The sequence below is a fragment of the Rathayibacter tritici genome, assembly GCF_002932875.1.
Taxonomy (GTDB): Bacteria; Actinomycetota; Actinomycetes; order Actinomycetales; family Microbacteriaceae; genus Rathayibacter; species Rathayibacter tritici.
Genome location: NZ_PSWS01000080.1, coordinates 1 through 22,953 on the forward strand (window position 1 = coordinate 1; position 22,953 = coordinate 22,953).

Sequence of the window (22,953 nt, forward strand, 5' to 3'; positions counted from 1 at the left end):
GCAGCCACCCAATTAGTGAGGGTCTGCGGAACCAGTCCGAGCTCTCGAGCGACGTCCGCGACGGATCGCGACCTATCAATCACCTCGCGCACTGCCTCCGCGCGGAACTCCGGAGAATACTTCCCACGGGAACTGGACATCCCGGGCCTTCCTTTCGGTCATCGCGGTAATCCTACCAATTCCGCGGTGGTCCAGAAAGAATGGGGCACCTCAGCAGGCTTGCAGCATCAACACCGGCAATGTCTACAAGCGTGCTTCAGGGGGAGAGTTCCCATACGGTGCCGTTGGTGGGCATCCTGCCACGCAGTGCACGGTGATCATGGCGCAGATCTCTCAGACCACTGATCTGTACAAGACGGTGTGGTGGGGGCTGCAAAAAGTGGCGGGCCCTTTCACCTCGGTGAATGTGGGCCAGGGGCGTCTCGAACAGACATCCCCGATTCGCAAGTGCGATGACCTTCGTCAGACGACTTTCCGGATGATCGTTAGGAGCACCGGCACGTTCCCTACGGGCACGACGGGGACTGCATCGGCGTACGAGGAAGCGAACCTCGCGTGCGGTACTCATTAGCACCCAAGCGGCGCGGGGCCGCTCCAGCCCCCGCGTCGCTCATTTTCCCGTGTCGTCGGGTCCGAATGTGACGTAACCAGGCCCACTGTCGTATCGGTATCCGAGCGTGAACTTCGCGTAGATGACCCCTTTAGGGAAGCGGTGCTGAACCTCCTCAGCAAAGGTGGCCGCTTCAGCTTCCGATGCGAAGACGCCAAGGATCGTGTTGTTCGGCGATTCATCGTGCTGCACGACCCAAACGTCCGGCGGGAGCACTGCGTGTGTCTCTTCGTGCTGACGTCGTTTCCACACCATCGGTGCCTCCTGATCCTTGAACAACCATCATGCTCGTACGGGCGACCTCGTCGAAGCGACGGTAGGCATCTTGGAAACCATTAGCTTTCTGAGACGGCCCGTCGAGAGCCGTTCCGAGGTTGGCCTCGGCCGGAACGGCGGAGATCCCACTGTCTCAACAACTTGTCTCGCGGTACTTCGTCTCAGGAGGGTGCTCGCAGGGACTTTCCGAGTCAGACTGGGCTCGTGAGACTTCTCGGATATACACGTGTGAGTACGTCGAGTCAGGACGCGCAGTTGCAGGTCGACGCGCTCATCGCGGCCGGCGTGCAGAAGCGCGACGTGTTCGCCGACGTGACGTCCGGCAGCAAGACCGCCATCGAGCGGCGCGGGATGACGAAGCTGCTCGAGTACGCCGAGGACGGGGACACCGTCGTCGTCTGGCGAGTGGACCGTCTCGGCAGGTCGCTGATCGATGTCCTCAACACGGTGAACCTGCTGCGTGAGCGGGGGGTGCAGGTCCGGTCGATCTCCGACGGCATCGACCCGTCGACGTCGACGGGCCGATTGATGCTGAACATGCTCGCCACGCTCGCGGAGTACGAGCGGGAACTCATCGTCGAACGCGTCAACGCCGGCATCGCCGCCGCTCGTGCGAGCGGAACCCGCTTCGGCCGGCCCCTGTCGGACCCGGTGGTCGTGGCGGACAAGCTCGCGATCGCCGCGGACGCGCGAGCGCGCGGCCGCACGGCGGAGGACGCGGCCCGTCTCGTCGGGTGGAGCCGTGCGAGCCTCTACCGTCACCAGCAGGCTCACGCGGCCCGCGAGAGCGCAGGGATGTAGCGAGACATCGACGGTTTCGAGCGGTGGCGGACGCATCACTGCGGCGCTCGTGACGTTCGTCAAGGCGCCCGCGCCGAGCAGCGATCGTTCACCGGTACACACACGCGAAGCGGGACGAGCCGCGAGTGTGGAGTTGCTCGCTTGATGGCGGCGTTCTCTGATCGCTCGATGGCGCCGTTCAGCTCCCGATGACGAGGACGCTGGCGGCGGCTTCGATGACGTCGTCGGTGATCGTCTCGAGTTCGTTGATCTTGAGCACGCGGCTGATCTGGGGGAAGAGTCGTTCGAGGAGGCGGAAGTTCCCGCGGGTGATGCGTTCGATGGCGGCGACTGCTTGAGCGTCGGTGAAGTCGTCGGGGTTGAGGGTGCGTCCGAGGCGTTTCCAGTGTCGGTCGAGGACGAAGAGGAGTTCGTCTCGGCCGAGGGCGCGGTAGCGGTGAGAGAAGCCGAGGCGGCTGTAGAGCTGGGGGTAGTGGCGGAAGCGCTGGTCGATGCCGGGCATGCCGATCAGGATTATCGCGAGGTGGGTGCGGTCGTGTTCGTCGCGGAGCAGCTCGAGCGCGGTGGGCGTGAGCCGCTCGGCTTCGTCGACGATGAGCATCTCGACCCACCGAGTGGTGTTGCCGTTGTGCATGCCGCTGACTTTCCCGATCGTGCGGAGGTGCTCGTCGATGCAGATGCCGAGGTGGGCCTGCCACTTGCCGATCTCCCGCATGAGGTCTTTGGGTCGCGGTAGCACCTCGGGTGTGTAGAAGACGGTGCGGGAGCGATGCGCGAGCGCGTTGTGTTTCGCGTCGTCCTCGCTCCGTGGGCCCCACGCGGTGATGTAGGGCTCGAGGGTGTCCCAATTGGCGTAGCGGCGGGCGGAGTTGGTCTTGCCGACTCCGGCGTCGCCGTGGCAGATGCCGATGGTGCGTTCCTTCTTCACCGCGTTCGCGAACTCGGTGAAGCGGCGGTGTTCCTTGGTGGCGATGAAGGTCTGGGTCATCACTCCTCCTCGTAGGTGCGGAGTCGTTTCTTGCGCGGGGTGGGGTCCGCGAGGTGGGGTTCTTCGCGGTGGGCGACGGTGGGGATGCGGTCGTTGATGGTGCGGCGGAGTTCGTGGCGGCGGGCGCGGCGGGCGGCTTCGATCTCGCGGAGGCTGAGGCGGATGTTGGGGTGGGCTTCGTCGACGGCGACGCAGATGAAGGTGTCGTGGTCGTAGACGCGGATCTCGGAGACGTCGCGGGGGTCGTAGCGGATGGTGACGGTGTGTCCGACGAACGGGGCGAGGGTGGGCGCGAGGTAGCGCTGACCCTGGAAGTGGATTCCGTCTCGTTGCACGGTCCGATGCGTGGGCACGGTGAGCAACAGGCCGTCGAGCTCGTCGAGGGTGTCGGGCATGCGGGGCATCCACCCGTCCGCGACCCACGCGTCGCGCGGGGAGATACCGAGCTCTTGGTGGGTGCGCTGGTTGTAGGTGGCGATGAAGGCGCCGATCGCCCGGTCCACGCCCGGGAGATCGAGCACGGGCTGCGGGCTGCGGTTCCCCGGGCCGAGGTGGCCGGGAAGAGTCGGGAGGACTTCGGTATTGATGGTGCCGAAAAAGCGCTCGATCTTGCCGCGCCCCTGGGGCCGACCGACGGTCGAGAAGATGAGCCGGAGGTGCAGCTCGACGGCGGTGCGTTCGAGGTGGTGGCTGGTGAAGTCGGAGCCATGGTCGACGTGCAGCACGTCGGGGATCCCGCACATCGCCCACGCGGTGTCGGTCTTCCGCCAGATCGCCTGCCGCAAGGCGAGAGCGGTGTTCAGCGACGAGGGTGCCCCGGTGAAGACCATGTAGCCGCAGATCGCGCGGGAGTGATCATCCATCACGGTCGTCAGCCAGGGGCGGTCGGGCTTGCCATTCGCGCCGACGATAAGGATGTCGAGTTCGGTGTGGTCGGCCTGCCATATCTGGTTAGGCCGTTCCGCGCGACGGCGGAACACCAGCTCGTGGCGGTCGCGATAGGAAGCAGGACCCTCCAGAGCGAGAGTGACGAGCGCGGGGTCGAGGGCCTGCACGATCTCGCGGACGGTCGCATAGCTCGGCGCCGGCCTGCCGTCGTGCAGGCACCCCTCGACGGTGAGGCGATGCAACGTCGCGATCGACGGACGAGGCCGAGTCAGGGCGAGCCCCTCGATGGCGGCGACGGTCGCCGGATCCGTGCGCCGACCGCCCTTGTCCGTCCCCGCAGCGTCATCGAGCCCGGCGAGCCCGTCCCTCTTATAATGCTGATGCCAGCGCTGCAGCGTCCGCGCGCCGATGCCGCTCTCGCGGGCGAGGGCCGCGAGAGAGACCTGATCTTCGACGTGAAGTCGAAGGATCCGCCACCGCTCGAGGCCGTCCATCAGTCGCTACATCGCTGCGCTCTCGCGGGCCGCGTGAGCCTGCTGGTGGCGATAGAGCGTCGCGCGACTCCACCCCACGAGACGAGCCGCGTCCTCCGCGGTGCGACCGCGCGCTCGCGCATCTGCGGCGATCGCGAGCTTGTCCGCGATCACGACCGGATCCGACAGAGGCCTACCGAACCGGGTGCCGTTCGCGCGGGCGGCCGCGATGCCAGCGTTGACCCGCTCCACGATGAGCTCGCGCTCGTACTCCGCGAGCGTGGCAAGCATGTTCAGCATCAGCCGGCCCGTCGACGTCGACGGATCGATGCCGTCCGAGATCGACCGGACCTGCACCCCGCGCTCGCGCAGCAGGTTCACCGTGTTCAGCACGTCGATCAGGGAGCGGCCGAGGCGGTCGACTCGCCAGACGACGACGGTGTCGCCATCCTCGGCGTGCTCGAGGAGCTTCTTCATCCCGGTCCGCTCGATCGCGGTCTTGCTCCCCGAGGTGACGTCCGCGAAGACGTCGCGCTTCTGCACCCCGGCGGCGACGAGCGCGTCGAGCTGCAGCTGCGCGTCCTGACTCGACGTACTCACACGCGTATAACCCAGAAGCCTCACGAGCCCATTCTGACTCGGAAACACCCTCTGCGACCCCTCCTGAGACGAAACACGGCAAGACGGCTTTCCGAGACAGACTCGCGCCCGAGATCCCGGCTCCAGCGGACCTCGAGTCGCATCTTGATCAGGTGTCTCGAAAAGCTACTGTTTTATGAGCGTCGATGGGGTGCCCCTCGTGCACTCCGAGCATCACTGCTTCCGCCGCATGTTTGTGTCTGCACGACGTTTGGATGGCTCGTGCGTGCTGTTCTGCCGCCGGTGGTGGCGGAGGTCGCTGACATGATGGCCGGGTGCTGATCGCGTACCTGGACGAGTCCTACACACAGGACTTCTACTTCATCGGCGCTGCCGTGACGACGCAGGAGAAGTGGGAGCAGCTCGAGCAGGGCTACGCCGCTCTCCGGGAGCAGATCGCCGCGGACCACGGGGTGCCATCCGACGTCGAGTTCCACGGGCACGAGTTGATGGGTGGCGCTGGCGAGTGGGCTCCTCTGCGCGGGAAGCATCGTGAGGCGGCCGGCATCTATGCGGCCGCGCTGCGCATCGCGCAGGAGGCTGAGGTCCGTTACCTGTTCCGAGGCGTGGACGTGAATCGGTTGAACGCCCGGTACCGGTACCCGGAGCAGCCGCACAAGGTTGTCTTGCAGCACCTACTCGAGCGGGTGAACGAGTACCGCCGCTACGTCTTCTCTTCCGACACGGAGGAGGTGATAGTCGTCGCTGACGAGATCGCGACGCAGGAAGAGCACCGGCGGCAGTTCGAGAGCTACCAGCTGTTGGGAACGCCGGGCTACCGGCCGAGCAAGCTCGACCTGATTTCCTCCCCGATCCAGTTCGCGTCCTCAAGGAACGCCGCCGGGTTACAGGCGGTGGACCTCGCGGTCTATCTGCATCGGCGCCGCCAGACGGTGACAGAGACGCACCCGAAGTCCGCGGCGACGATGGCCCGGTTGAGCGGACTGGTCGCCGCGTCGACGTCGCACGACTGGATCTGGACGCCTTAAAAACTAAGACCCCACCGAGGCGGGGTCTTAGGCTGGCAACGTTCCGGGAACCGGCCCGTTGTGACGATCACGATACACGCGGATCCTGGACGAGTCACGGCCTCACGGGCGCCGCCGCTCGATGAGGATCGTGTCGCGCCACCGACCGGCCTCCGGCCCATACGTCATCCGCGCGATGCGCTCCCGGATGCCCACGCGCCGGAATCCCGCGCGATCGTGGAGGGCGAGGCTAACGATGTTCTCGGGGAAGATGCTCGCCTGCATCATCCACAGGTCCGCGTCGTCTGCGGCGGTGATGAGCGCGGCGAGCAGCGTCGATCCGACGCCGCGGCCGCGTGCGGCGGCGGCGATGTAGACGGAGTGCTCGACCACGCCCCGGTAGACGGGGCGGGCCGAGACCTTCGACAACGCGGCCCAGCCGAGGATCTGTTCTCTGTCGACGGCGACCAGGCGCCCGACGTCGAGCTTCCCCGCATCGAACGCCTCCCACGTGGGCGGTTCGGCCTCGAAGGTGGCGTGCCCGGTCGCGATCCCGTCGCGGTAGATCGTCTCGACCGCCGCCCAGTCCTCGGGGGTCATCGGCCGGATCGCTGTCACGAGCAGCAGCTTCCTCCGGCGGATCCGATGTCGGTAGAGCAGACGCCGGTCTCGGGGAGCACGAGCTGCACGCGCCGGGCAGCGGCGTGATCGCCCGCGAGTTCGTCCGCGATCGAACGGACCTGCTCGTAACCGGTGACGAGCAGGAAGGTCGGCGCCCTGCCGTACGACTTCATCCCCGCGATGAAGAAGTTCGGCTCCGGGTGGGCGAGTTCCGCGACGCCGTGGGGGGCGACGGTGCCGCAGGAGTGCAGGTTCGGGTCGATGAGCGAGGCGAGTGCGCGGGGCGCTTCCACGATCTCGTCGAGGGAGACGCGGATCTCGCGCAGCATGTCGAGGTCGGGCCGGAACCCGGTGGCCTGAACCACGACATCGACTTCCACACTCTCGCGCTCCTTCCGCCGCCGCCCCATCACCGTGACACCGCCGGAGGGGGCCTTCTCGAGGCGGTCGATCTCGAAGCGGTCCAGGAGAGTGATCGCGCCGTCGCGGACGAGCTGGTGCACGGTGCCGCCGAGCTTGCCGCGCTCCTCGAGCTCATCGTCCCCAGAGCCGAAGACGCGCAGCGGGCTGGTGCCGCGAATCGCCCACGTGATCCTCGTATCCGCTTCCTCGCGGGCGAGACGGGCGAGCTTGATCAGCGTGTTCGCGGCGGAGTGGCCGGCGCCGACGACGAGGACGCTCTTCCCGGCGAACCGGGCGCGGTCGGCGCCGAGCACGTCCGGCAGGGCGTGACTGAGATGCTCCGCGACATCGAGGACACCGATTGGGTCCAACCCCGCGGAGGCGAGCGCGTTGGGCGTGGAGTAGGTGCCGGAGGTGTCGATAACCGCGCGGGCGGTGACGTCGACGGGGCCCTCCGTAGTGTCCAGGAGCAGCAGGAACGGGGTCGCGGCGCGGCCGGTGGAGCGGGTGCGGTCCATGCCCTCGCGGGTCACTGCGGTGACGCGGGAGCGGTACCGGATGAGGGGGGCGAGCTGCGGGGTCGCGGCGAGAGGTGTGAGGTAGTCGCGGACGAACTCGTGCCCGGTCGGCAGCTTCTTCGCCGCGGGCGCCTCCCACCCGGCGGCGTCGAGCAGGCGTCCGGCAGCGGCGTCGACCAGGTACTCCCACGGCGAGAACAGGCGAGTGTGACCCCACTGCTGCACTGCAGCGCCGGCACTCTCACCGGCCTCGTACACCACGACGTCGAGGCCGCGCTCGAGCAGCTGCGCGGCAGCGGCGAGACCGACAGGGCCGGCGCCGATGACGGCGACGGGGAGGCCGGTGAGGCGGCGCTCGTCGGGACGGGGCGGGACGGTCAGCAGCATGGTCATCAGGTGCACTCCTCAACATCGACGGTCATCGATGGACCGAGTCTGCCCCGGCATATCGATGACTGTCAATGTATGGCAGGGTGGAGGCATGGCGACGACCGAGCTCACTCTCACCGCGGCGGCGGCCGCGTGCTGCGCGCCGCTCGCGCGCGAGCCGCTGAGCGCGGAGGGCGCGGAGCTGCTGGCCCGGGCGTTGAAGGCGATAGCGGATCCGGCGAGACTCCGCCTGGTGTCGATCGTCGCGTCGAGCAGCTCGGGCGAGGTGTGCGTGTGCGACTTCACGGAGCCGGTCGGGCTGAGTCAGCCCACGGTGTCGCACCACTTGAAGATCCTTGTGGACGCCGGGATCCTGGCCCGCGAGAAGCGCGGCACGTGGGCGTACTTCTCCCTCGTTCCCGGCGCGCTCGACTCCCTGGCCGGGATGCTCACCCGCGTCTGATCAGGCGGCTGTGACCCTCGCGGCGAGAGCGTCGACGCGGGCGGCGAGCTCGTCGTAGGCGGCATCGAAGGCGGCGTCCGTGCCCGCGGGCACCGGGTCGGGGATCGACCAGTGCAGCGCCGCCGAGCCGAGCTCCTCGTGAGCGGCGTCGCAGACGGTGATCACGAGATCGGTGTCGGCGGCTACGTCCGCGAACTGCCGCGGGACACCTTCGGGCAGAGGGAGGCCGTGACGTTCGGCGGTCGCGATCGCCCCGGCGGCGACCGCAATGGCCGGGTGCGTGCCGGCGGAGGCGACGGGGATAAGGCTGCGTTGCGCCCAAAGCTGCGCGGCGAGCTGGGAGCGGGCGGAGTTCGCCGTGCACACGAACAGCACCCGCCGCGCGGCGGCGGTGGTCGAGGGCCCGAGCTGATCGAACGCGCCCGGGATCAGGTGGACGTAGCTGCGGCGCCGGTCCGCCTCCGAGCGGCGCCGGAGGATCATGCCTTCCCGCTCGAGGACGGCGAGGTGGTGCGCGACGAGGTTCGAGGGCATCCCGAGGCGGTCCTGCAACTCCCGCGGCGCCAGGTCCCCAAGGGTGAGCAGGTCCACGATCCGCAGGCGCGCGGGGTCGCTGAGGGCGGCGTGCCGGGCGGCTCGCGCTTCCAGTTCAGTTCGCTCGGTGTTCATTGACTCAATCTTGACTGAGTGATCACGAGCGGTCAAGATGGCCGACGACATGGACACCACCTCCCCTCCTCCGCTCGCTCGTCGGGCCGTGGCCGAGTTCCTCGGCACGGGCCTGCTCGTGGCGATCGTCGTCGGCTCCGGCATCGCCGCCCAGTCGCTCTCCCCGGACGACGTCGGGCTGCAACTGCTGGAGAACTCCCTCGCGACGGCGCTGGGGCTGGCGGTGCTGATCCTCGCTCTCGGTCCGGTGTCGGGGGCGCACTTCAACCCGCTCGTGTCCGCTGTCGACGCGCTCCTCGGTCGTCGCGACCGCACCGGCCTGTCCGGGCGTGAGCTGGCGGTGTTCGTCGGCGCTCAGCTGCTCGGCGGGATCGGCGGCGCGGTCCTCGCGAACGCGATGTTCGAGGTTCCGACCGCGATTGCGACGACCGAGCGGGTCACCGCCGGGCACCTGCTCGGGGAGGTCGTCGCCACCGCGGGCCTGGTCCTCGTGATCCTCTCCCTCGCCCGGACGAATCGCGGCCCGCTCGCGGCGGCCGCGGTCGGCGCGTACATCGGCGCGGCGTACTGGTTCACGTCCTCGACCTCGTTCGCGAACCCCGCCGTGACCCTCGGCCGCGTCTTCACCGACACCTTCGCCGGCATCGCCCCCACCTCCGTCCTGCCCTTCATCGCCGCGCAGCTCGTCGGCGCCGCGATCGGCGTCGGCATCGCCGTGTTCCTCTTCCCGGGCGCCGCCCGGGCCGCCGGGGACCTCGTGGTCCCTGCCACCACTTCGACCTCTTCGCACGTCTGATCCGGAAGGCCCATCTGATGCATCTCGTCGCCATCGGCGGCAGCGACGCGGGGATCTCCGCCGCGCTGCGCGCCCGCGAGCTCGACCCGTCCATCGACGTGACCGTCGTCGTCGCCGACTCGTACCCGAACTTCTCCATCTGCGGGATCCCGTACTACTTCTCTCGCGAGGTGCAGCCGTGGCAGTCGCTCGCGCACCGCACCCACGCCGACCTTGAAGCCACCGGCATGACCCTGCGCCTGGACACCTTCGCGACCGACATCGACGTCGCCGGACAGCAGCTCACCGTCCGCACCCCCGACGGCTCCCTCGACCGGATCGGGTACGACGAACTGATCGTCGGCACCGGCGCCCTCGCCTCCTCCGCCGGCATCGTCGGCGTGGACACGCTGGGGCCGGAGGACGGCGTGCACGTGCTGCACTCGATGGGCGACACCTTCGCGCTCGAGCGCTTCCTCGACAGCCGCGACCCGCAGACGGCGATCATCGTCGGCGCCGGCTACGTGGGCCTTGAGATGGCCGAAGCCCTCACCGTCCGCGGCCTCCAGGTCACTCAGCTCCAGCGCGGCCCGGAAGTGCTGTCCACCCTCGACCCCGAACTCGGCGCTCTCGTCCACACCGAACTCGACCAGCACGGCGTCGAAGTCCTCACCCGCACCACGGTCGCCTCGATCGAGAAGACCGCGACCGGCCTCGCCGTGCACGCCGACCACGACGGCACACCCCTCACCCGCACCGCCGACGTCGTCCTCCTCGTCGTCGGAGTGAAGCCGAACACGGACCTGCTCGCCCGCGCCGGGGCATCCCTCGGCGTCGGCCGCGCCGTCGTCGTGGACGAGGCCATGCGGACGGGCCTCCCGCACGTGTTCGCCGCGGGCGACGGAGTGACAACCCACCACCGCCTCCTCGGCACCACCTACCTGCCGCTCGGCACAACGGCGCACAAGCAGGGTCGGGTCGCGGGAGAGAACGCCCTCGGCGGCGATGCCCGGTTCGCCGGCTCCGTCGGCACGCAGGTCGTAAAGGTCTTCGACCTCGTCGCCTCCCGCACCGGCCTCCGCGAGCACGAGGCCCTCGCCGCCGGCTTCGCCCCGGCGACGACGACCGCGGTCGCGGACGACCACAAGCGCTACTACCCGGGCGCGCAGCCGATCACGATCCGCATCACCGGCGACACCCGCGACGGGCGCCTGCTCGGCGCTCAGCTCGTTGGCCGCCTCGGCACCGAGACGGCGAAGCGCGTCGACACCTACGCGACCGCCCTGTTCGCCGGGCTCACCGTCGAGCAAGTCTCCGACCTCGACCTCTCCTACACACCCCCGCTCGGCTCCCCGTGGGATGCCGTGCAGATCGCGACCCAGAGCTGGACCCGCACGACCACCGGAAGCAGCATCCCCGCATGATTCAGAAGCCCACCGTTCTCTTCCTTTGCCAGCACAACGCCGGCCGCTCCCAACTCGGCGCAGGCCTGCTCGAAGTCCTCGCCGGTGACCGCTACACCGCCACCTCCGCCGGGCTCTCGCCCGCCGACGCCGTGAATCCCGCGATCGCCACGACCGTCGCCGAGCTCGGCCTCGACGTCAGCGACCGCACCCCCCGCGCCGTCACGGTCGAGGACCTCGAGAACGCGGATATCGTCGTCGCGATGAAGCCCGGCCTCGCGCTCCCCGCGACGCCGACCGGCCGGTTCCTGGAATGGAAGTTCCCCGACCCGACAGACTGGAGCGCCGAGAACGTCCGCCCCCTCCGCGAGGCCGTCGCCGCTCGGATCCAGGCCGAACTCCTCGACTAGACGCGACACGGAGCGGCACCAGAACGCTGCCACAGAGCGCCGAGACCCACAGCTGATCGGATACGCGCGCGTCTCGACCGACAAGCAGGACGCACACGCGCAGCGTGACTCGCTGCTCGCTGCGGGGGTGCCGGCGGACCGGATCTATGTCGACGCCGGCCTCACCGGGTCGAACCGCGAGCGGCCCGCGCTGCGCGAGGCCCTGGCGGCGTGCGACACCGGCTCGACCCTGTTCGTGACGAAGCTTGACCGGCTTGCGCGCTCGATCACGGATGCGCGCGACATCGTGGACGAGCTGACGCGCAGGGGAGTGCGGTTGAACATCGGCGGGTCGCTGCACGACCCGACCGACCCGATGGGCCGGCTGCTGTTCAACGTGTTGGCGATGATCGCGGAGTTCGAGGGCGACCTCATTCGGGCGCGCACGAAGGAGGGGATGCGGGTCGCCAAGGCGAAGGGGCGCCTGCGCGGCCGGCAGCCGAAGCTCTCTCCGAAGATCGAGGCGCATCTGGTTGCGGAGTACCGGTCGGGCAACTACACCGTGGCGGAGCTGGCGGAGCAGTTCAGCGTGACCCGCTCGACGGTCTACCGGGCAGTTGAGCGCTCGAACATGACGGAGCTGCGCGCCGTCGACGTCACCCTCCCGCTCCCCGAGGGGGAGCGGTGAAGCCCGAGTGCCTAAATGGTCACTTGATGTGGCGTGTCGGATCGCGTTAATCACAGCCACAGCCCTACGTTAAACGCATGGCTTCGACGCGGCGTCCCCGAGGAACGATGGTGGATCCCACCAACGTCGCCTGGACCGTCGAGCGCCAGGCTCGTGACGATTTCAATGTCATGGCGCTGCGCGCGAACGTGTCGGCCGCGGTGTTCTTCGAGCGCCTGGTCGAGCACGTTCGGAGCGAGCTGACCGACGAGGGAATCCCTTCCTGGTGGCCTGCACAGCCGACTCTCCCCGACGAGGAGCTGCCCATCGACACCCGTTAACGCATTAGGCCCGCCGCTGTCGCGACGGGCCTAGAAGCCTTGGCTTCGCATCTCACTCAGTTTGGCGACTACCGAGATGTGAAGCAGTCCCACCCAAGAGCCGGTTACCAGCCGGGCCTTCGGTGTACCCCCCCGGAACGTACCCGGAAGGAATGTCCTTATCGTAACAGCGGAGCTCGTCTCCGTGCACGTCCGACCCACCCTTTTTTCAGGGGAGGAGTCTGCCGATCGTGCACCTGAGACGTCACAGGTGGCCGCGTCGTGGCCGAACAGTTCTCGAGCGGGCTCGTGGAGCCCCGCGCCGGCGCCGGGCGCATACGCGCCGCTGCCGTGCTGGACGTCGGGTGCCGCGTGGTTCGACGCGGTGATGGACGCTCTCGCGACGCCCGAGGGTGAGGCTGTGCGCGCGTCGGTCAAGGTCGCGCCGGACACGCTGCTGCGCGTGGCTCATGACGAGATGCGCTCGGCCGACGTCGGCACGGGACGCGGCGTGACGACGGCGCACCAGACGGTCGCTGACCGCCTGGGCATGTCCAAGAGGACGGTGCAGCGCGCGCGGGAGATCCTGCTGCTGCTGGGCTTCGCCGCGATCGTGATCAAGGGCCGCTACCTGTTCGGCGCTGAGCGGGTCGCAGCGCAGCTCGCACACGGTGGCCGCCAGTTGCGCATGGCCTCCACGAGGGCGCTCGTGATGCCCCGCGCGGCGCTCCCGAAGGCCCCGTGCGCGCCGCCGGCGCCGGCCTTTGCGCACACCGCGGACGCCGCGGAAATCACGAGGTCTGTGGAGAATGTCCACCTACCCCGTAGGCGCCCGCTTACATCTACAGCCCCAGTTAAAAGACACTCACCAACGCGCGGTGAACCGCGCTCGGGAGCCGCTTCGCGGCAGCCGAGACGACGGAGTGACGCGAAACGCAGCTTGACAGGTCGGCCGGCGGTTCCGAGGTCGATCGAGTTGCAGCGCTTCGCTGCTGCGCTGGCCCAGCGCATCCCGTGGCTTGCCCGTGGAGTGCACATCGGGCACGTCGTCGGGATGCTGGATCGCACCGGGATCGACGTCTCGGAGTGGAGCGTCGAGGGGCTGATGTTCGCCATGAACACCTGGCTGTCCCGCGATGGCCGCCAGGTCCCGGAGACGTTCACCAGTCGCAACGCGCTCGGGTTCTACGGGTGGGTCATCCGCCGCGTCATCACCGAGCACTCGCAGCTGGACACCGCGCGCCGGGTCGCTGCTACGCAGCGCGACGCCGACCGCGCTCGGGCCGCTGCTGAGCGCGCGGCCGAGGCCGCTCGCCTGGCGAGCATCGACAAGGACGAGGTGGACCGCATCATCGCTCAGATGAAGACCGATCAGCGCGAGTTCGAGCGTGCCGCTCGTGAGCGCGAGATGGCCCGTAAGTGCGCCGCCGCCGAGGCCCGCGAGGAGCTGGCCGCGCGCGCTGCGGAGTTGCGCTCTCAGGGCTGAGCACGCACCGAGGCTATCCATCCGATAAGCGGCGCGATGCCGGAGACGGGCGACCGTGTCGATGCAGGGGCTGACGGGGACGAATCGTGATCGGTCGGCGCTGCGCGAGGCGCTGGCGGCGTGCGACTTCGGCTCGACCCTGCTCGTCACGAAACTCGACCGGCTCGCGCGGTCGATCACGGATGCGAGAGACATCAGCGACAAGCTGACCCGGCGCGGGGTGAAGCTCAGCGTCGGGGGAGCGGTGCACGACCCGAAGGATCCCGTGGGTCGGCTCCTGTTCAACGTCCTCGCGATCGTCGACGAGTTCGAGGAAGACCTCATCCGCGCTCGCACGCGGGAAGGGATGAAGATCGCGAAGGCGAAGGGGAAGCTCCGCGGGCGCAAGCCCACGCTCTCACCGAAGATCGAGGCGCACCTGGTCGCCGAGCACCGCGCGGGCAACTACACGGTCGGTGAGCTAGCGGCCGAGTTCAACGTCGCCCGGTCGACCGTCTACCGAGCGGTCCAGCGGGCGGACGCGCGCGCCGCTGCGTCGGTCGACGTCGCTCTCGCGCTGCCGACCGAGGAGGCGCCGTGACTGACGCGACACGTGTGCTGATGGCTGATGAGCCCCTGTAGCGTCAGCCGGTCGTTGGGGGCTTCCCAGCGCCTCTATGCGTAAAGCGAGTGGGGAGTCGCTCTCGGCTACTGCCGCGCTGCGCGCCCCTTGCCATCGAGCAGTGTTCGAGCGTTCTCGACGGCAGGTGGTTGCAGGCGCGAGGCCACGCGAAATCCGCCACAGCGCCAGTTCGCCACAGACCGGTGTACCAAAACTCTGACCCGAAACCATTTCGTGCCGTAACTTCTTGCGTACCGTTTTCGGGATACTGTTGTCAGGGCGGAGGAGTCTGATGAACAGCATCGTTGGGTATGCGCGCGTTTCGCGGCGCGACCAGAATCTAGCGGCGCAGGAGGCTGACCTCCACGCTGCCGGGGCAGTGCGGGTCTTCGTCGACCAGGGAGAAGCGAGCCGGATGGCGGATCGACCGCAGTGGTTGGCCTGCCTGGACTTCCTCCGTGACGGCGACACGTTGCTCGTGAGCCGCCTCGACCGGCTGGGTGGGACGGAGCGGATCGTGATCGGGGCGATCAACGACCTCGAGCGCCGGGGAGTGAACATCAAGAGCCTCACGGAACCGATGATCGACACGACGTCCCCGATGGGGCGGTCGCTGTTCAGCATTGTCGCCGTGTTCGCGCAGCTGCGCGTGGATACCATCCGGGAGAACACCCGGCTCGGCCTGGATCAGGCTCGCGCCCAAGGCCGTGTCGGCGGCCGGCCCACGGTAATGACATCGGCACGTCTGCGCGAGGCGCGACGCATGCGCGACGCCGACCACAGCATCGCCCAGATCGCCGACGTCCTCGGAGTCGGTAAGTCCTCCGTGGCCCGCGCCCTCGCCAAGGTGCCGGCGGCACCGGCGGACACTGAACGACGCGTCTTCTACCGCGATGTGAAGCCGTACGACGCCCCCGGATCGTTGGATGACCTCGCAGGGCCGTCGACAGGGACCATCGAGCTCCCCCACCGTGTGTACTGGGGGCCGGAGCCCACCGTAGATCTCGGTTCCCCGAGCGGCGTCGTGAAGGCGTACCAGGCTGTTCTCAACGAAGGGAGCGCCATAGATCAGACAGCACTCCTGAACCGAGACCTCCTGCTCACGATCTGGTCGGAGCTGGCTCTCCCCGACCGGGTGCGCCTACTCTGGGAAGACCGCTTCCCGGAGCTTCTCGCCCACACAAGGCTGCCCGCTGCTGCCCTCACGGCGCCCGCATCAGAAGGGGTAGGTCGGTGATCGACGCGGCCGGCTTCTGTGGTTCAGGACACATCATCGAGATGAGCGCAAGCGGTCCGCTCTTCGCGGGCGCAACACTGCCTGCTAGGCGGCAGGCAGAGGAACGAGGCTGACATGGGCAGCCGGAACGAGGAACTGCAGCGAGAGATCACCCGTGTTGCGCTCGAAGCGCTCGAGGGCACCGGATTCGCTCTCGCCGGCTCCGGTGCGATCCGCGAGCACGGCGTCATTAACCGTCTGACGGAGGACGTCGACCTCTTCACCTCGAACACTGACGTCGCTAACTTCCGCCGCGCGGTCGACCAGGTGAGCGCGGGCCTCCGCGATCACGGCTACACGCTCGACGAGGACCGCTCCACCGAGCAGTTCGCGCGCCTCCACGTACGAACCGCGTCCGGTGAGCAGGTCGACGTCGATATGGGGATGGACTGGCGCGACACCGAACCGGTTCGCCTGCAGGTCGGACCTGTCCTCAGCCTCGACGACGCGATCGGGAACAAGGTCAGCGCCCTCTACAGCCGTGCCGAAGCACGCGACTTCCTCGATGTCGATTCGATCCGCTCCTCCGGTCACTTCACCGACCAGCAGCTCCTCACCGCCGCTCGCGAACGCGACCCCGGATTCGAGCCCACGATGTTCGCGCAGCAACTCGACCGCGCCGCCCGACTCACCTCCGACCGGGTCTCGGAGTACGGCATCAACGACACGCAACTCGAAGGCATCCAGCGCCGCTTCGAGAGCTGGGCGACGCAGATCCGACGTGACCTCCGTCTCGAGCAGATTGATCATCTCGGACACCAGCGCGGGCTCTCCTGCTGAGCGACTACGAGTGCGAAGCGAGAGAGCCGGCGAGCCTTCCGCTCACGCGGGATCCACATCGCCGGCCGGTCCCTGGCCAGAGCATGACCTCCGACCGATTCTGGTCCCGCGTCATCAAGGGCCCCGATCCCTCGGACTGCTGGATCTGGACCGGCGCTATCGGGGACGACGGCTACGGCCGCTTCTGGACACGCACCGTCGACGGCGGGCAGCAGGTCCTCCGGCCTCAGAGGTACGCGTTCGAGCAGATCACTGGCCGCGTCCTCGAGCGCTCAGTGATGGTGCTGCACTGGTGCGACGTGCCGCTGTGCGTCCACGCTGAGGTCGTCGAGGCGACGTCGCATCTGCGCGAGGGTGACGCTCGCGGAAACATGATCGACCGTTCCCAGCGCGGCCGCTACGCCGGCCCCACCACGGCCCTTGGCTCCGTCGGGGCCGCCCGGCGTGAGCGAGCAGCGCGATCGCGCGCCGTGCGCGCGCTCGTGCTCGAGCGCGGTTACGACGCAGCAGAAATACGAAAGGTCCTCGCCGGTACCGACGAGGACCTTCCCGCGCTCTTCTGAGCGACTTCTCCGAGGCTCAGCGATCCGCTGTGACGAGGTCGGCGTGGCGGACCCGATGGTCGTCGCGATCGGGATCGGTGAGCCAAGGCATGGTGAGCCAGGGTATGTCTCCGCGTACTGCGATCCAGTACCGGTCCGGGCGATCGATCTCGACCTTCGACGCATCCAAAGGCCACGACAGAGGTGTCTGCTGGCTGATCATGTGGCGTCTTCCTCACGCCACTCGTGCCCTGACATGTCGGGCTGCATTCCCGGTTCGGCCAGCTCGGGTGCGTCCGAGACGGTGTCGACGGTGTTGCCCGCCGCGCTTCGGAGTGCGGCGCGGACTGCGCTGGCGGGCAGGTCGAGGCGCTGGGCTATCTCGGCCGCTGACACGCTCAGCGAGGCCATGGCCCGCGATCGCAGCGTTCACCTCATCGCGCGCGGCTGTTGCGCGCTCCGCCGCCCGCTCGCGCAGCTGCGTGATCGCTTCTTCGAGGTCGGCGTCGATCGCGTCGATCTTGTCGGTGGCGGTGAAGTAGTCCACCGCGAAGCCCTCAAGCTTTTCCTCGCGTTCGCGGAACGCCGCGGCACGCTCTCGCGCCTTCTTTCGCGCGTCAATCTGGCCAGCAGTTTTCGTTCGTCGCTCAGCCATCAGGCCGGTCCTTCCCACACAACACCTAACGCCCACACCGAGACGTGCGCGCGGAAACCCTGACCTGCCCAGCACCGTAGCAGGCGGCCTCCAGCCGCAGCCGTACGGTGCACCACCGGGTGGTGCCGCGCGCTGCGCTCCCCTGCGACGTATCTGGCCGTCACGACGATGTGGGCGACGTCGATGATGCGCGCCTCACTCGCCCCCCGGCCTAACGCTCGCGCTTCCAACGGGCAGGCGGCTGGTGTCTCCGACGGTAGCAGCGCGGTGCGCTGGGATGGAGTTGCCTGCGGCAGCTGGTCTGGCTGGCCGCACCCTGCGGGTGCTGGTGTCGCGGTGCGGCCCCACTCGCTCCCCGTCCGTGGACGGCATCCGCTGCGCTTCTCCCGCCCACCGCCGGGGGCTCGTTCCTGGCCGCACCGGCGACGCCGCGCTCACGGTGTTCGCTTTCTGGCGTCGCCTCCGCGCGGATCCCTGCGGGTTCCGGCCAGACCCGTCTTCCTCGTTCCTCGTCAGACCGTTCCCTCATTCTTCGGTCATCAGGTCGTCATGCACTATTAGTGAATTGGGTAGCCTGTGGGGGTGATGACCTTGCACAAGCTCAGCGCAGGGGATGGTTACGCCTACTACACGTCCGAGGTCGCGACCGCGGACGTGCGCCGCGAGAAGGGTCGCGAGCTGGGTGACTACTACACCGCTGACGGCAACCCGGCCGGTGTCTGGCTCGGTGGAGGGCTGGCCACGCTCGGCGAGACCGTGACCACCCGCGACGTGGAGGGCCGTGCAGCGTTCGCCGTTCACGAGTCTCGGCGGGTGTCTGGCGAGGTCACCGAGGCGCAGATGAAGGCCCTGTTCGGTGAGGGGTTGCACCCGAACGCGGACGCTCTGACGGCCGCCAGCATCGACGTCGGCGCTTCGGCCGAGTCGGCGCTGCAAGCGGTGAAGCTGGGGCGCAGGTTCCCTCGCTACGAGGCGAAGGACACCGAGCTGGGCGCTCGTATCCGTGACGCGTATGCGGCGTTCGAACGTGTCGAGCATCGCGCCCCTGACCTGGAAGAGCGTCGCCGGATCCGGGTGCGCGAGGGCGCGCAGGTATTCCGGGAGCAGAAGGGCCGAGAGCCGTTCGACAAGGAGGAGCTGGGCCGGTTCATCACCGCGGCACAGCGTCCGCAGCAGGCCGCTGTCGCCGGGTACGACTTGGTCTTCTCGCCCGCGAAGTCGGTGTCGACGCTGTGGGCGCTGGGTGATGACGCGACCCGTCACGCGATCGAAGCCGCGCATGAGACGGCCATCGCGGAGAGCGTCGTCTACCTCGAACAGCATGCCGTCGCGACCCGGACCGGCAGTCAAGGGGCCGCTCAGGACGACGTTCGCGGCGGGCTCATCGCGACCCGGTTCCGGCATTACGACTCCCGCAACGGCGACCCTCAGCTGCACGATCACGTGGTGGTGTCAAACAAGGTCCGCGGCGTCGACGGCAGCTGGCGCACCCTCGACGGGGCGCTGCTGCACAAGATGAACGTTCCGACGTCCGAGTTCTACAACCAGCGCGTCGCTCACCACATCCGGGAGGCGCTCGGGGTCGCGTTCGAGCCGCACACGGTGCGTGCAGGGAAGCGTCCGGTGATGGAGATCGCGGGCATCGACCCGGACCTGATGAAGGACTTCTCCTCGCGTTCCACCGACATCCGCCGGGCGGTGAAGGCGTTGGAGAGGGACTACCGGGCCGCGCACGGCCGAGGCCCGGATGCCGCCGCCCGCATCGCGATCGCGCAGCAGGCGACCCTGGAAACCCGGCCCGTGAAGGAGCACGCACGGTCCCTGCGCGAGCTGCGCACCCTGTGGCGATCGCGCGCGGTCGGTGTGGCCGGTGAGGTGACGGTGAACAATCTCCTCGCCCACGCACGGCAGGTCGCCGCCGACGCTCGGGACGGTTCCACGCCCCTGCTGCCGGTGGATGTGAACGCGGCCGCGGCGAGCGTGGTGGGGGTCGTGTCCGAGCATCATGCGGTCTGGGGCGCGAACGTGATCGAGGCGGAAGCGCGCCGGTGGGCGCAGGAGCAGGCCCGCGCGGACGTGACGGAGGAGACGGTGCAGGCGGTCGTGACCGCGGCGCTGCGCGAGCATTCCGTGTCGATCACTCCCCCGCCGGCGCATGCCGCGTTCGCGCCGTTGACCCGCGCGGACGGTTCGAGCATCTACGAACACCGAGGCCGCGAACTGTTCACCTCCCGCGCGGTGATCGACGCGGAAGATCAGCTGCTGACCGCGGCCCGCAGTACTGGCGTCCCACCGGTCGCGGTGGAGCATTTCGCCGCCGCGGTCCTCGCGCACGAGGGTCCCCTCGATGATGGGCAGCGCGATCTCGCCCGCGAGTTCGCCTGCTCCGACCGGCAGCTCGTCGTCGGTGTCGGCCCTGCCGGTGCCGGTAAGACCACGTCGCTGAACCTCGCGGCCCGCGCGATCGAGTCCGCCGGCGGCCGCATGATCGGCGTCGCCCCCTCAGCGGCGGCGGCGGCGGTGTTGAAGGCCGACGTCGGGATCGACACGCACACCCTGCATGGTTTCCTGCTGCAGCTGGAGCGCGGCGAGGAGTCCGCGCAACTGCGCCCGGGCGACGTCGTCGTGGTCGATGAGGCCGGCATGGCCGGCACCGTGCGCTTGGCGATGATCACCGAACAGGCCACCAGGGCCGGCGCGACAGTGCGGCTGATCGGTGATGACCGGCAGCTGTCCGCGGTGGAGGCCGGCGGCGCGCTGCGGCTAATCGAGAACGAGGCCGGCGCGATCCGGTTGGAGACGGTGCACCGCTTCCGCAACGCTGACGGCACCGCGAACGAGGACGAAGCCGCCGCCTCGCTGCTGCTGCGCGACGCCGAGCAGGCGGCCGGCGGTGACGCTTTCACCTGGTACCGGCAGCAGGATCGCGTCACGGCCGTGACCGCCGAGTCCGCAACCGACGCGGTCTTCGCGGCGTGGCAAGCCGATACCAGCGCCGGGAAGACCAGCCTCATGATGGCGTCCACGAACGCGACCGTCGCGGACCTCAACGCCCGCGCGCAAGCGTTCCGCATCAGCACCGGCGACGTCCGCGGCCGCCGCACCGCGGCACTGCGCGACGGTCTCGCCGCGCACGTCGGCGACGTCGTTGTCACCCGCAGCAACACCAGCACGCTGCGCTACAACGCACGTCGCGATCGCGTCCTCAACAACGACGTCTGGGACGTGAAACGGGTCCACCCGGATGGCGCCCTCACCGTCCGCAATCGCCGCAACGGCGGCCAGACAAGACTCCCGGCCGAGTACGTGAAGGCGCATACCGAACTCGGTTACGCCGCGACCGTGCACCGCGCGCAGGGCATGACTGTCGACACCGCGCATGCTCTGGCCGACCGCAGGACCGGCCGCGAAGCGGCCTATGTCGCCCTCACCCGTGGCCGCTCCCACAATCACCTCTACCTCGCGCTCGAGCCCGGCGAGTCCGTGGACGAGGGCCTGGCCGCGATCGCCGGGAACGTCGACCGCGCCTTGACGGCCACCGAAACCATCCGCGCCGAACAGACTCGGACCGCCGACCTGGGCACTCTCGCCGCGCAGTTCCGCGACGTCCACGACCGCGCCGACGACATCCGGATCGCCACGGCGATCGACGTCACTCTCGGCGGCCGCACTCTGGACGAGTTGCGGCAGAGCGGCACCTGGGCGGACGTGAAATCCGCGCTCGTCGACGCCGAGCGGGCCGGTTTCACCCTCGAGAAAGCCGTCGCCACAGCCTGGCAGGACGGCAACGGCCTGGACGGCGCCGATGACCGCGGCGCGCTCATCGCCTGGCGGATCCGTGACACCAGCCGCTGGGGGCGCGTGCACGCCGACGTCGACACGATCACTGGCCGGCCCCTCGCCGGGATGAGTGATGAGGCGCTGCAGCGTGCCCTCGAGCACGCGACCCGGACCCGTTGCTTGGCGGAGACCCAGCTGGAGATCGGGGCCAACGCGGACACTCACTGGCGTGAACGCCGCTTCGGGCACCTCTCCGACCTGACCCTCGCCGGCCGCGTCGCCCAGCAGCGCGTCACCGTCGCGCAGCCCGTCACCGACCGGCAACAAGCGCGCCAAGATTTGTGGCTGCTCGGCGAGCTCAACGCCGAGAACCGCGCCCGCAAAGCGCTACCCGTCTCCGTCCGGGTGCAGGAGAACCGCGAACGCGGCGCCGCCACAGTGCGTCCCGACCGTGGCGTCGACCCCGCTTCCGCGACCCCCGGAGCGATCGCGGCGGTCTGGAACGCGCGGACCCTGGAGAACCAGCTCGCGGCCGAGACACGTCTGCGCGCCAGGCTTCCCGACACCCCGAGTCGTCCCGTCGCGGATCGTCCGCGGATCCCGGAGTGGATCGCCGACGCCCGCCTGCTCACCGACTCCCGGGTGCGCGAGGACTGGCGCGAGCACCTCACCGAGCGATACGAGCACCTCGCGAGCCAGTACACGCTCCGCGGCGAACAGCTCGCTGCCGCACCGCCGGCGTGGGCGGTGGAGCATCTCGGGCCGGTCCCCGCCGGCGACTCCGCGATGCGCCCGGAATGGATCGCGCTCGCGGCCGAGATCGACCACTACCGAGCGGTGAGCCACACCCTCGACACCGACTCGACCCTTCTGGGTGGTGCCGGGCAGGACACCGTGCTCGCGCAGGCACTCACCGGCCGAGCCGACGAGCTGCGCCTCGCGAACCCCACCCCGGGCCCGGTCCCCGTCACGGCGCCGGTGGGAGCGGCGGGCCCGCGGACTGTGACCGCGGAGGAGTTCGCGGCGGCCGTCGCCGCCGAAGCCTTCGCCGCGGGCATGAGCGTCGCTGAGTACGAGCAGCTGGTCGAGTCGTTCCGTCAGACCGGCGAGCCGCTCCCGGCCCAGAACGTGTACTCACGCCTCTGCGTCGACGAGCTTGAGCCGCTCGCGGCCCAGGAGCCGGCCGGCGTCCTCACCGACACCCTGCCTGAGCCGGAGGGCGCACGCCTGGTGTCGGCGGAGGAGTTCGCTGCTGCCGTCGCCGCGGAAGCTGCGGACGCGGGGATGACGGTCGCCGAGTACGAGCAGCTGGTCGAGTCGTTCCGTCAGACCGGGCAGCCGCTGCCCGCGGAGAACGTGTACGCACGCCTGCGCCTCGCCGCCGACGACGACTCCGCCCCGACCGCCGACGCGACCCAGACACGACCTCAGGCGACACGGCATCCGGCGTTCCGCGCGGACCCCGCGTCCGCAGCACCAACGCCGCAGGAGGAGGCGCGGCGTCGCGGGCTCGGACATTGAGCGCACGGGCCGGGACGGCCACGGTCCGTTCTCGGCGGGATGCATGTGAGGTGTGACAGGGGAGGGGAGGTCG

The 22,953-nt window shown here is 69.0% G+C and carries 25 protein-coding genes; 15 read left to right on the forward strand and 10 right to left on the reverse strand.

Annotation, left to right across the window (positions count from 1 at the left end; all coding sequences use genetic code 11):
* Positions 1 to 140, reverse strand: a 140-nt coding sequence (locus C5D07_RS16485; RefSeq protein WP_146079777.1) for a transposase, incomplete at its 3' end; no start/stop codon positions are given.
* 470 nt (positions 141 to 610) lie between these two features.
* The gene (locus tag C5D07_RS14780; RefSeq protein ID WP_249028251.1) at positions 611 to 889 is read right to left on the reverse strand and encodes a hypothetical protein; all 279 of its coding nucleotides are present in this window, start codon (positions 887 to 889) and stop codon (positions 611 to 613) included.
* A 201-nt stretch (positions 890 to 1,090) separates the two neighbouring features.
* Between C5D07_RS14780 and C5D07_RS14785 the strand changes: the two genes are divergently transcribed.
* Entirely contained in the window at positions 1,091 to 1,687 is a 597-nt protein-coding gene (locus C5D07_RS14785; protein WP_104259662.1) for a recombinase family protein, read from the forward strand.
* Between the two features lie 178 nt (positions 1,688 to 1,865).
* Here C5D07_RS14785 and C5D07_RS14790 read toward each other — a convergent pair whose 3' ends face one another.
* From C5D07_RS14790 to C5D07_RS14800, 3 genes are read right to left on the reverse strand one after another with little or no spacing between them, the layout of a single operon-like run.
* Entirely contained in the window at positions 1,866 to 2,675 is an 810-nt protein-coding gene (locus tag C5D07_RS14790) for an AAA family ATPase (protein ID WP_104259663.1), read from the reverse strand.
* The gene (locus tag C5D07_RS14795; protein WP_104259664.1) at positions 2,675 to 4,057 is read right to left on the reverse strand and encodes a Mu transposase C-terminal domain-containing protein; all 1,383 of its coding nucleotides are present in this window, start codon (positions 4,055 to 4,057) and stop codon (positions 2,675 to 2,677) included. The genes C5D07_RS14790 and C5D07_RS14795 overlap by 1 nt, the downstream gene beginning before the upstream one ends.
* A 6-nt stretch (positions 4,058 to 4,063) precedes the next feature.
* Complete coding sequence (locus C5D07_RS14800) at positions 4,064 to 4,660, reverse strand: recombinase family protein (protein ID WP_104259665.1); 597 nt, start codon at positions 4,658 to 4,660, stop codon at positions 4,064 to 4,066.
* 290 nt (positions 4,661 to 4,950) lie between these two features.
* On the opposite strand from C5D07_RS14800, the gene C5D07_RS14805 reads away from it, so the two are divergent.
* Entirely contained in the window at positions 4,951 to 5,664 is a 714-nt protein-coding gene (locus C5D07_RS14805; RefSeq protein WP_170063563.1) for a DUF3800 domain-containing protein, read from the forward strand.
* Between the two features lie 102 nt (positions 5,665 to 5,766).
* Here the strand turns inward: C5D07_RS14805 and C5D07_RS14810 are convergent, their stop codons facing one another.
* Both C5D07_RS14810 and C5D07_RS14815 read right to left on the reverse strand, forming a co-directional pair.
* Entirely contained in the window at positions 5,767 to 6,243 is a 477-nt protein-coding gene (locus C5D07_RS14810) for a GNAT family N-acetyltransferase (RefSeq protein ID WP_104259703.1), read from the reverse strand.
* Positions 6,244 to 6,257: 14 nt separating this feature from the next.
* A complete protein-coding gene (locus C5D07_RS14815) occupies positions 6,258 to 7,577 on the reverse strand; it encodes an NAD(P)-binding domain-containing protein (protein WP_104259666.1) in 1,320 nt (439 codons plus the stop codon).
* Positions 7,578 to 7,665: 88 nt separating this feature from the next.
* Here C5D07_RS14815 and C5D07_RS14820 point away from each other — a divergent pair, with 88 nt between their 5' ends.
* Entirely contained in the window at positions 7,666 to 8,016 is a 351-nt protein-coding gene (locus tag C5D07_RS14820) for an ArsR/SmtB family transcription factor (RefSeq protein WP_104259667.1), read from the forward strand.
* On the opposite strand, the gene C5D07_RS14825 is transcribed toward C5D07_RS14820, so the two are convergent.
* Entirely contained in the window at positions 8,017 to 8,685 is a 669-nt protein-coding gene (locus C5D07_RS14825; RefSeq protein ID WP_104259668.1) for an arsenate reductase/protein-tyrosine-phosphatase family protein, read from the reverse strand. It abuts the gene before it with no gap.
* A 49-nt stretch (positions 8,686 to 8,734) separates the two neighbouring features.
* On the opposite strand from C5D07_RS14825, the gene C5D07_RS14830 reads away from it, so the two are divergent.
* From C5D07_RS14830 to C5D07_RS14875, 10 genes are all read left to right on the forward strand, one after another.
* Positions 8,735 to 9,481, forward strand: a complete 747-nt coding sequence (locus C5D07_RS14830; RefSeq protein ID WP_181026458.1) for an aquaporin — start codon at positions 8,735 to 8,737, stop codon at positions 9,479 to 9,481.
* 17 nt (positions 9,482 to 9,498) lie between these two features.
* Entirely contained in the window at positions 9,499 to 10,884 is a 1,386-nt protein-coding gene (locus tag C5D07_RS14835; protein WP_104259670.1) for an FAD-dependent oxidoreductase, read from the forward strand.
* Positions 10,881 to 11,273, forward strand: a complete 393-nt coding sequence (locus tag C5D07_RS14840) for an arsenate-mycothiol transferase ArsC (protein ID WP_104259671.1) — start codon at positions 10,881 to 10,883, stop codon at positions 11,271 to 11,273. Before C5D07_RS14835 ends, C5D07_RS14840 begins: the two co-directional genes overlap by 4 nt.
* A gap of 52 nt (positions 11,274 to 11,325) precedes the next feature.
* Entirely contained in the window at positions 11,326 to 11,940 is a 615-nt protein-coding gene (locus tag C5D07_RS14845; protein ID WP_104259672.1) for a recombinase family protein, read from the forward strand.
* A gap of 107 nt (positions 11,941 to 12,047) precedes the next feature.
* Positions 12,048 to 12,260: a hypothetical protein gene (locus tag C5D07_RS14850; RefSeq protein WP_249028252.1), complete on the forward strand. Its 213-nt coding sequence runs from the start codon at positions 12,048 to 12,050 to the stop codon at positions 12,258 to 12,260.
* 364 nt (positions 12,261 to 12,624) lie between these two features.
* Positions 12,625 to 13,725 (forward strand): hypothetical protein, encoded by a 1,101-nt coding sequence (locus C5D07_RS14855; protein WP_146076728.1) that lies wholly within the window; start codon positions 12,625 to 12,627, stop codon positions 13,723 to 13,725.
* A gap of 61 nt (positions 13,726 to 13,786) precedes the next feature.
* Positions 13,787 to 14,305: a recombinase family protein gene (locus tag C5D07_RS14860; protein WP_104259704.1), complete on the forward strand. Its 519-nt coding sequence runs from the start codon at positions 13,787 to 13,789 to the stop codon at positions 14,303 to 14,305.
* 313 nt (positions 14,306 to 14,618) lie between these two features.
* Positions 14,619 to 15,563: a recombinase family protein gene (locus tag C5D07_RS15980; protein WP_104259675.1), complete on the forward strand. Its 945-nt coding sequence runs from the start codon at positions 14,619 to 14,621 to the stop codon at positions 15,561 to 15,563.
* 114 nt (positions 15,564 to 15,677) lie between these two features.
* Positions 15,678 to 16,382, forward strand: coding sequence for a nucleotidyl transferase AbiEii/AbiGii toxin family protein (locus C5D07_RS14870; protein ID WP_104259676.1), 705 nt, complete (start codon positions 15,678 to 15,680; stop codon positions 16,380 to 16,382).
* Between the two features lie 83 nt (positions 16,383 to 16,465).
* Positions 16,466 to 16,945, forward strand: coding sequence for a hypothetical protein (locus tag C5D07_RS14875; protein ID WP_104259677.1), 480 nt, complete (start codon positions 16,466 to 16,468; stop codon positions 16,943 to 16,945).
* Between the two features lie 16 nt (positions 16,946 to 16,961).
* On the opposite strand, the gene C5D07_RS14880 is transcribed toward C5D07_RS14875, so the two are convergent.
* Entirely contained in the window at positions 16,962 to 17,147 is a 186-nt protein-coding gene (locus C5D07_RS14880) for a hypothetical protein (protein WP_104259678.1), read from the reverse strand.
* Positions 17,144 to 17,335, reverse strand: coding sequence for a hypothetical protein (locus C5D07_RS14885; protein WP_104259679.1), 192 nt, complete (start codon positions 17,333 to 17,335; stop codon positions 17,144 to 17,146). The genes C5D07_RS14880 and C5D07_RS14885 overlap by 4 nt, the downstream gene beginning before the upstream one ends.
* Here C5D07_RS14885 and C5D07_RS15515 point away from each other — a divergent pair.
* Entirely contained in the window at positions 17,334 to 17,642 is a 309-nt protein-coding gene (locus C5D07_RS15515) for a hypothetical protein (RefSeq protein WP_146076729.1), read from the forward strand. The genes C5D07_RS14885 and C5D07_RS15515 overlap by 2 nt on opposite strands.
* 522 nt (positions 17,643 to 18,164) lie before the next feature.
* Positions 18,165 to 22,880 carry a MobF family relaxase gene (gene mobF, locus C5D07_RS14890; protein WP_104259680.1) on the forward strand — a complete coding sequence of 1,572 codons (4,716 nt, stop codon included), beginning with the start codon at positions 18,165 to 18,167 and terminating at the stop codon, positions 22,878 to 22,880.
* The last annotated feature ends 73 nt before the right edge of the window (positions 22,881 to 22,953 follow it).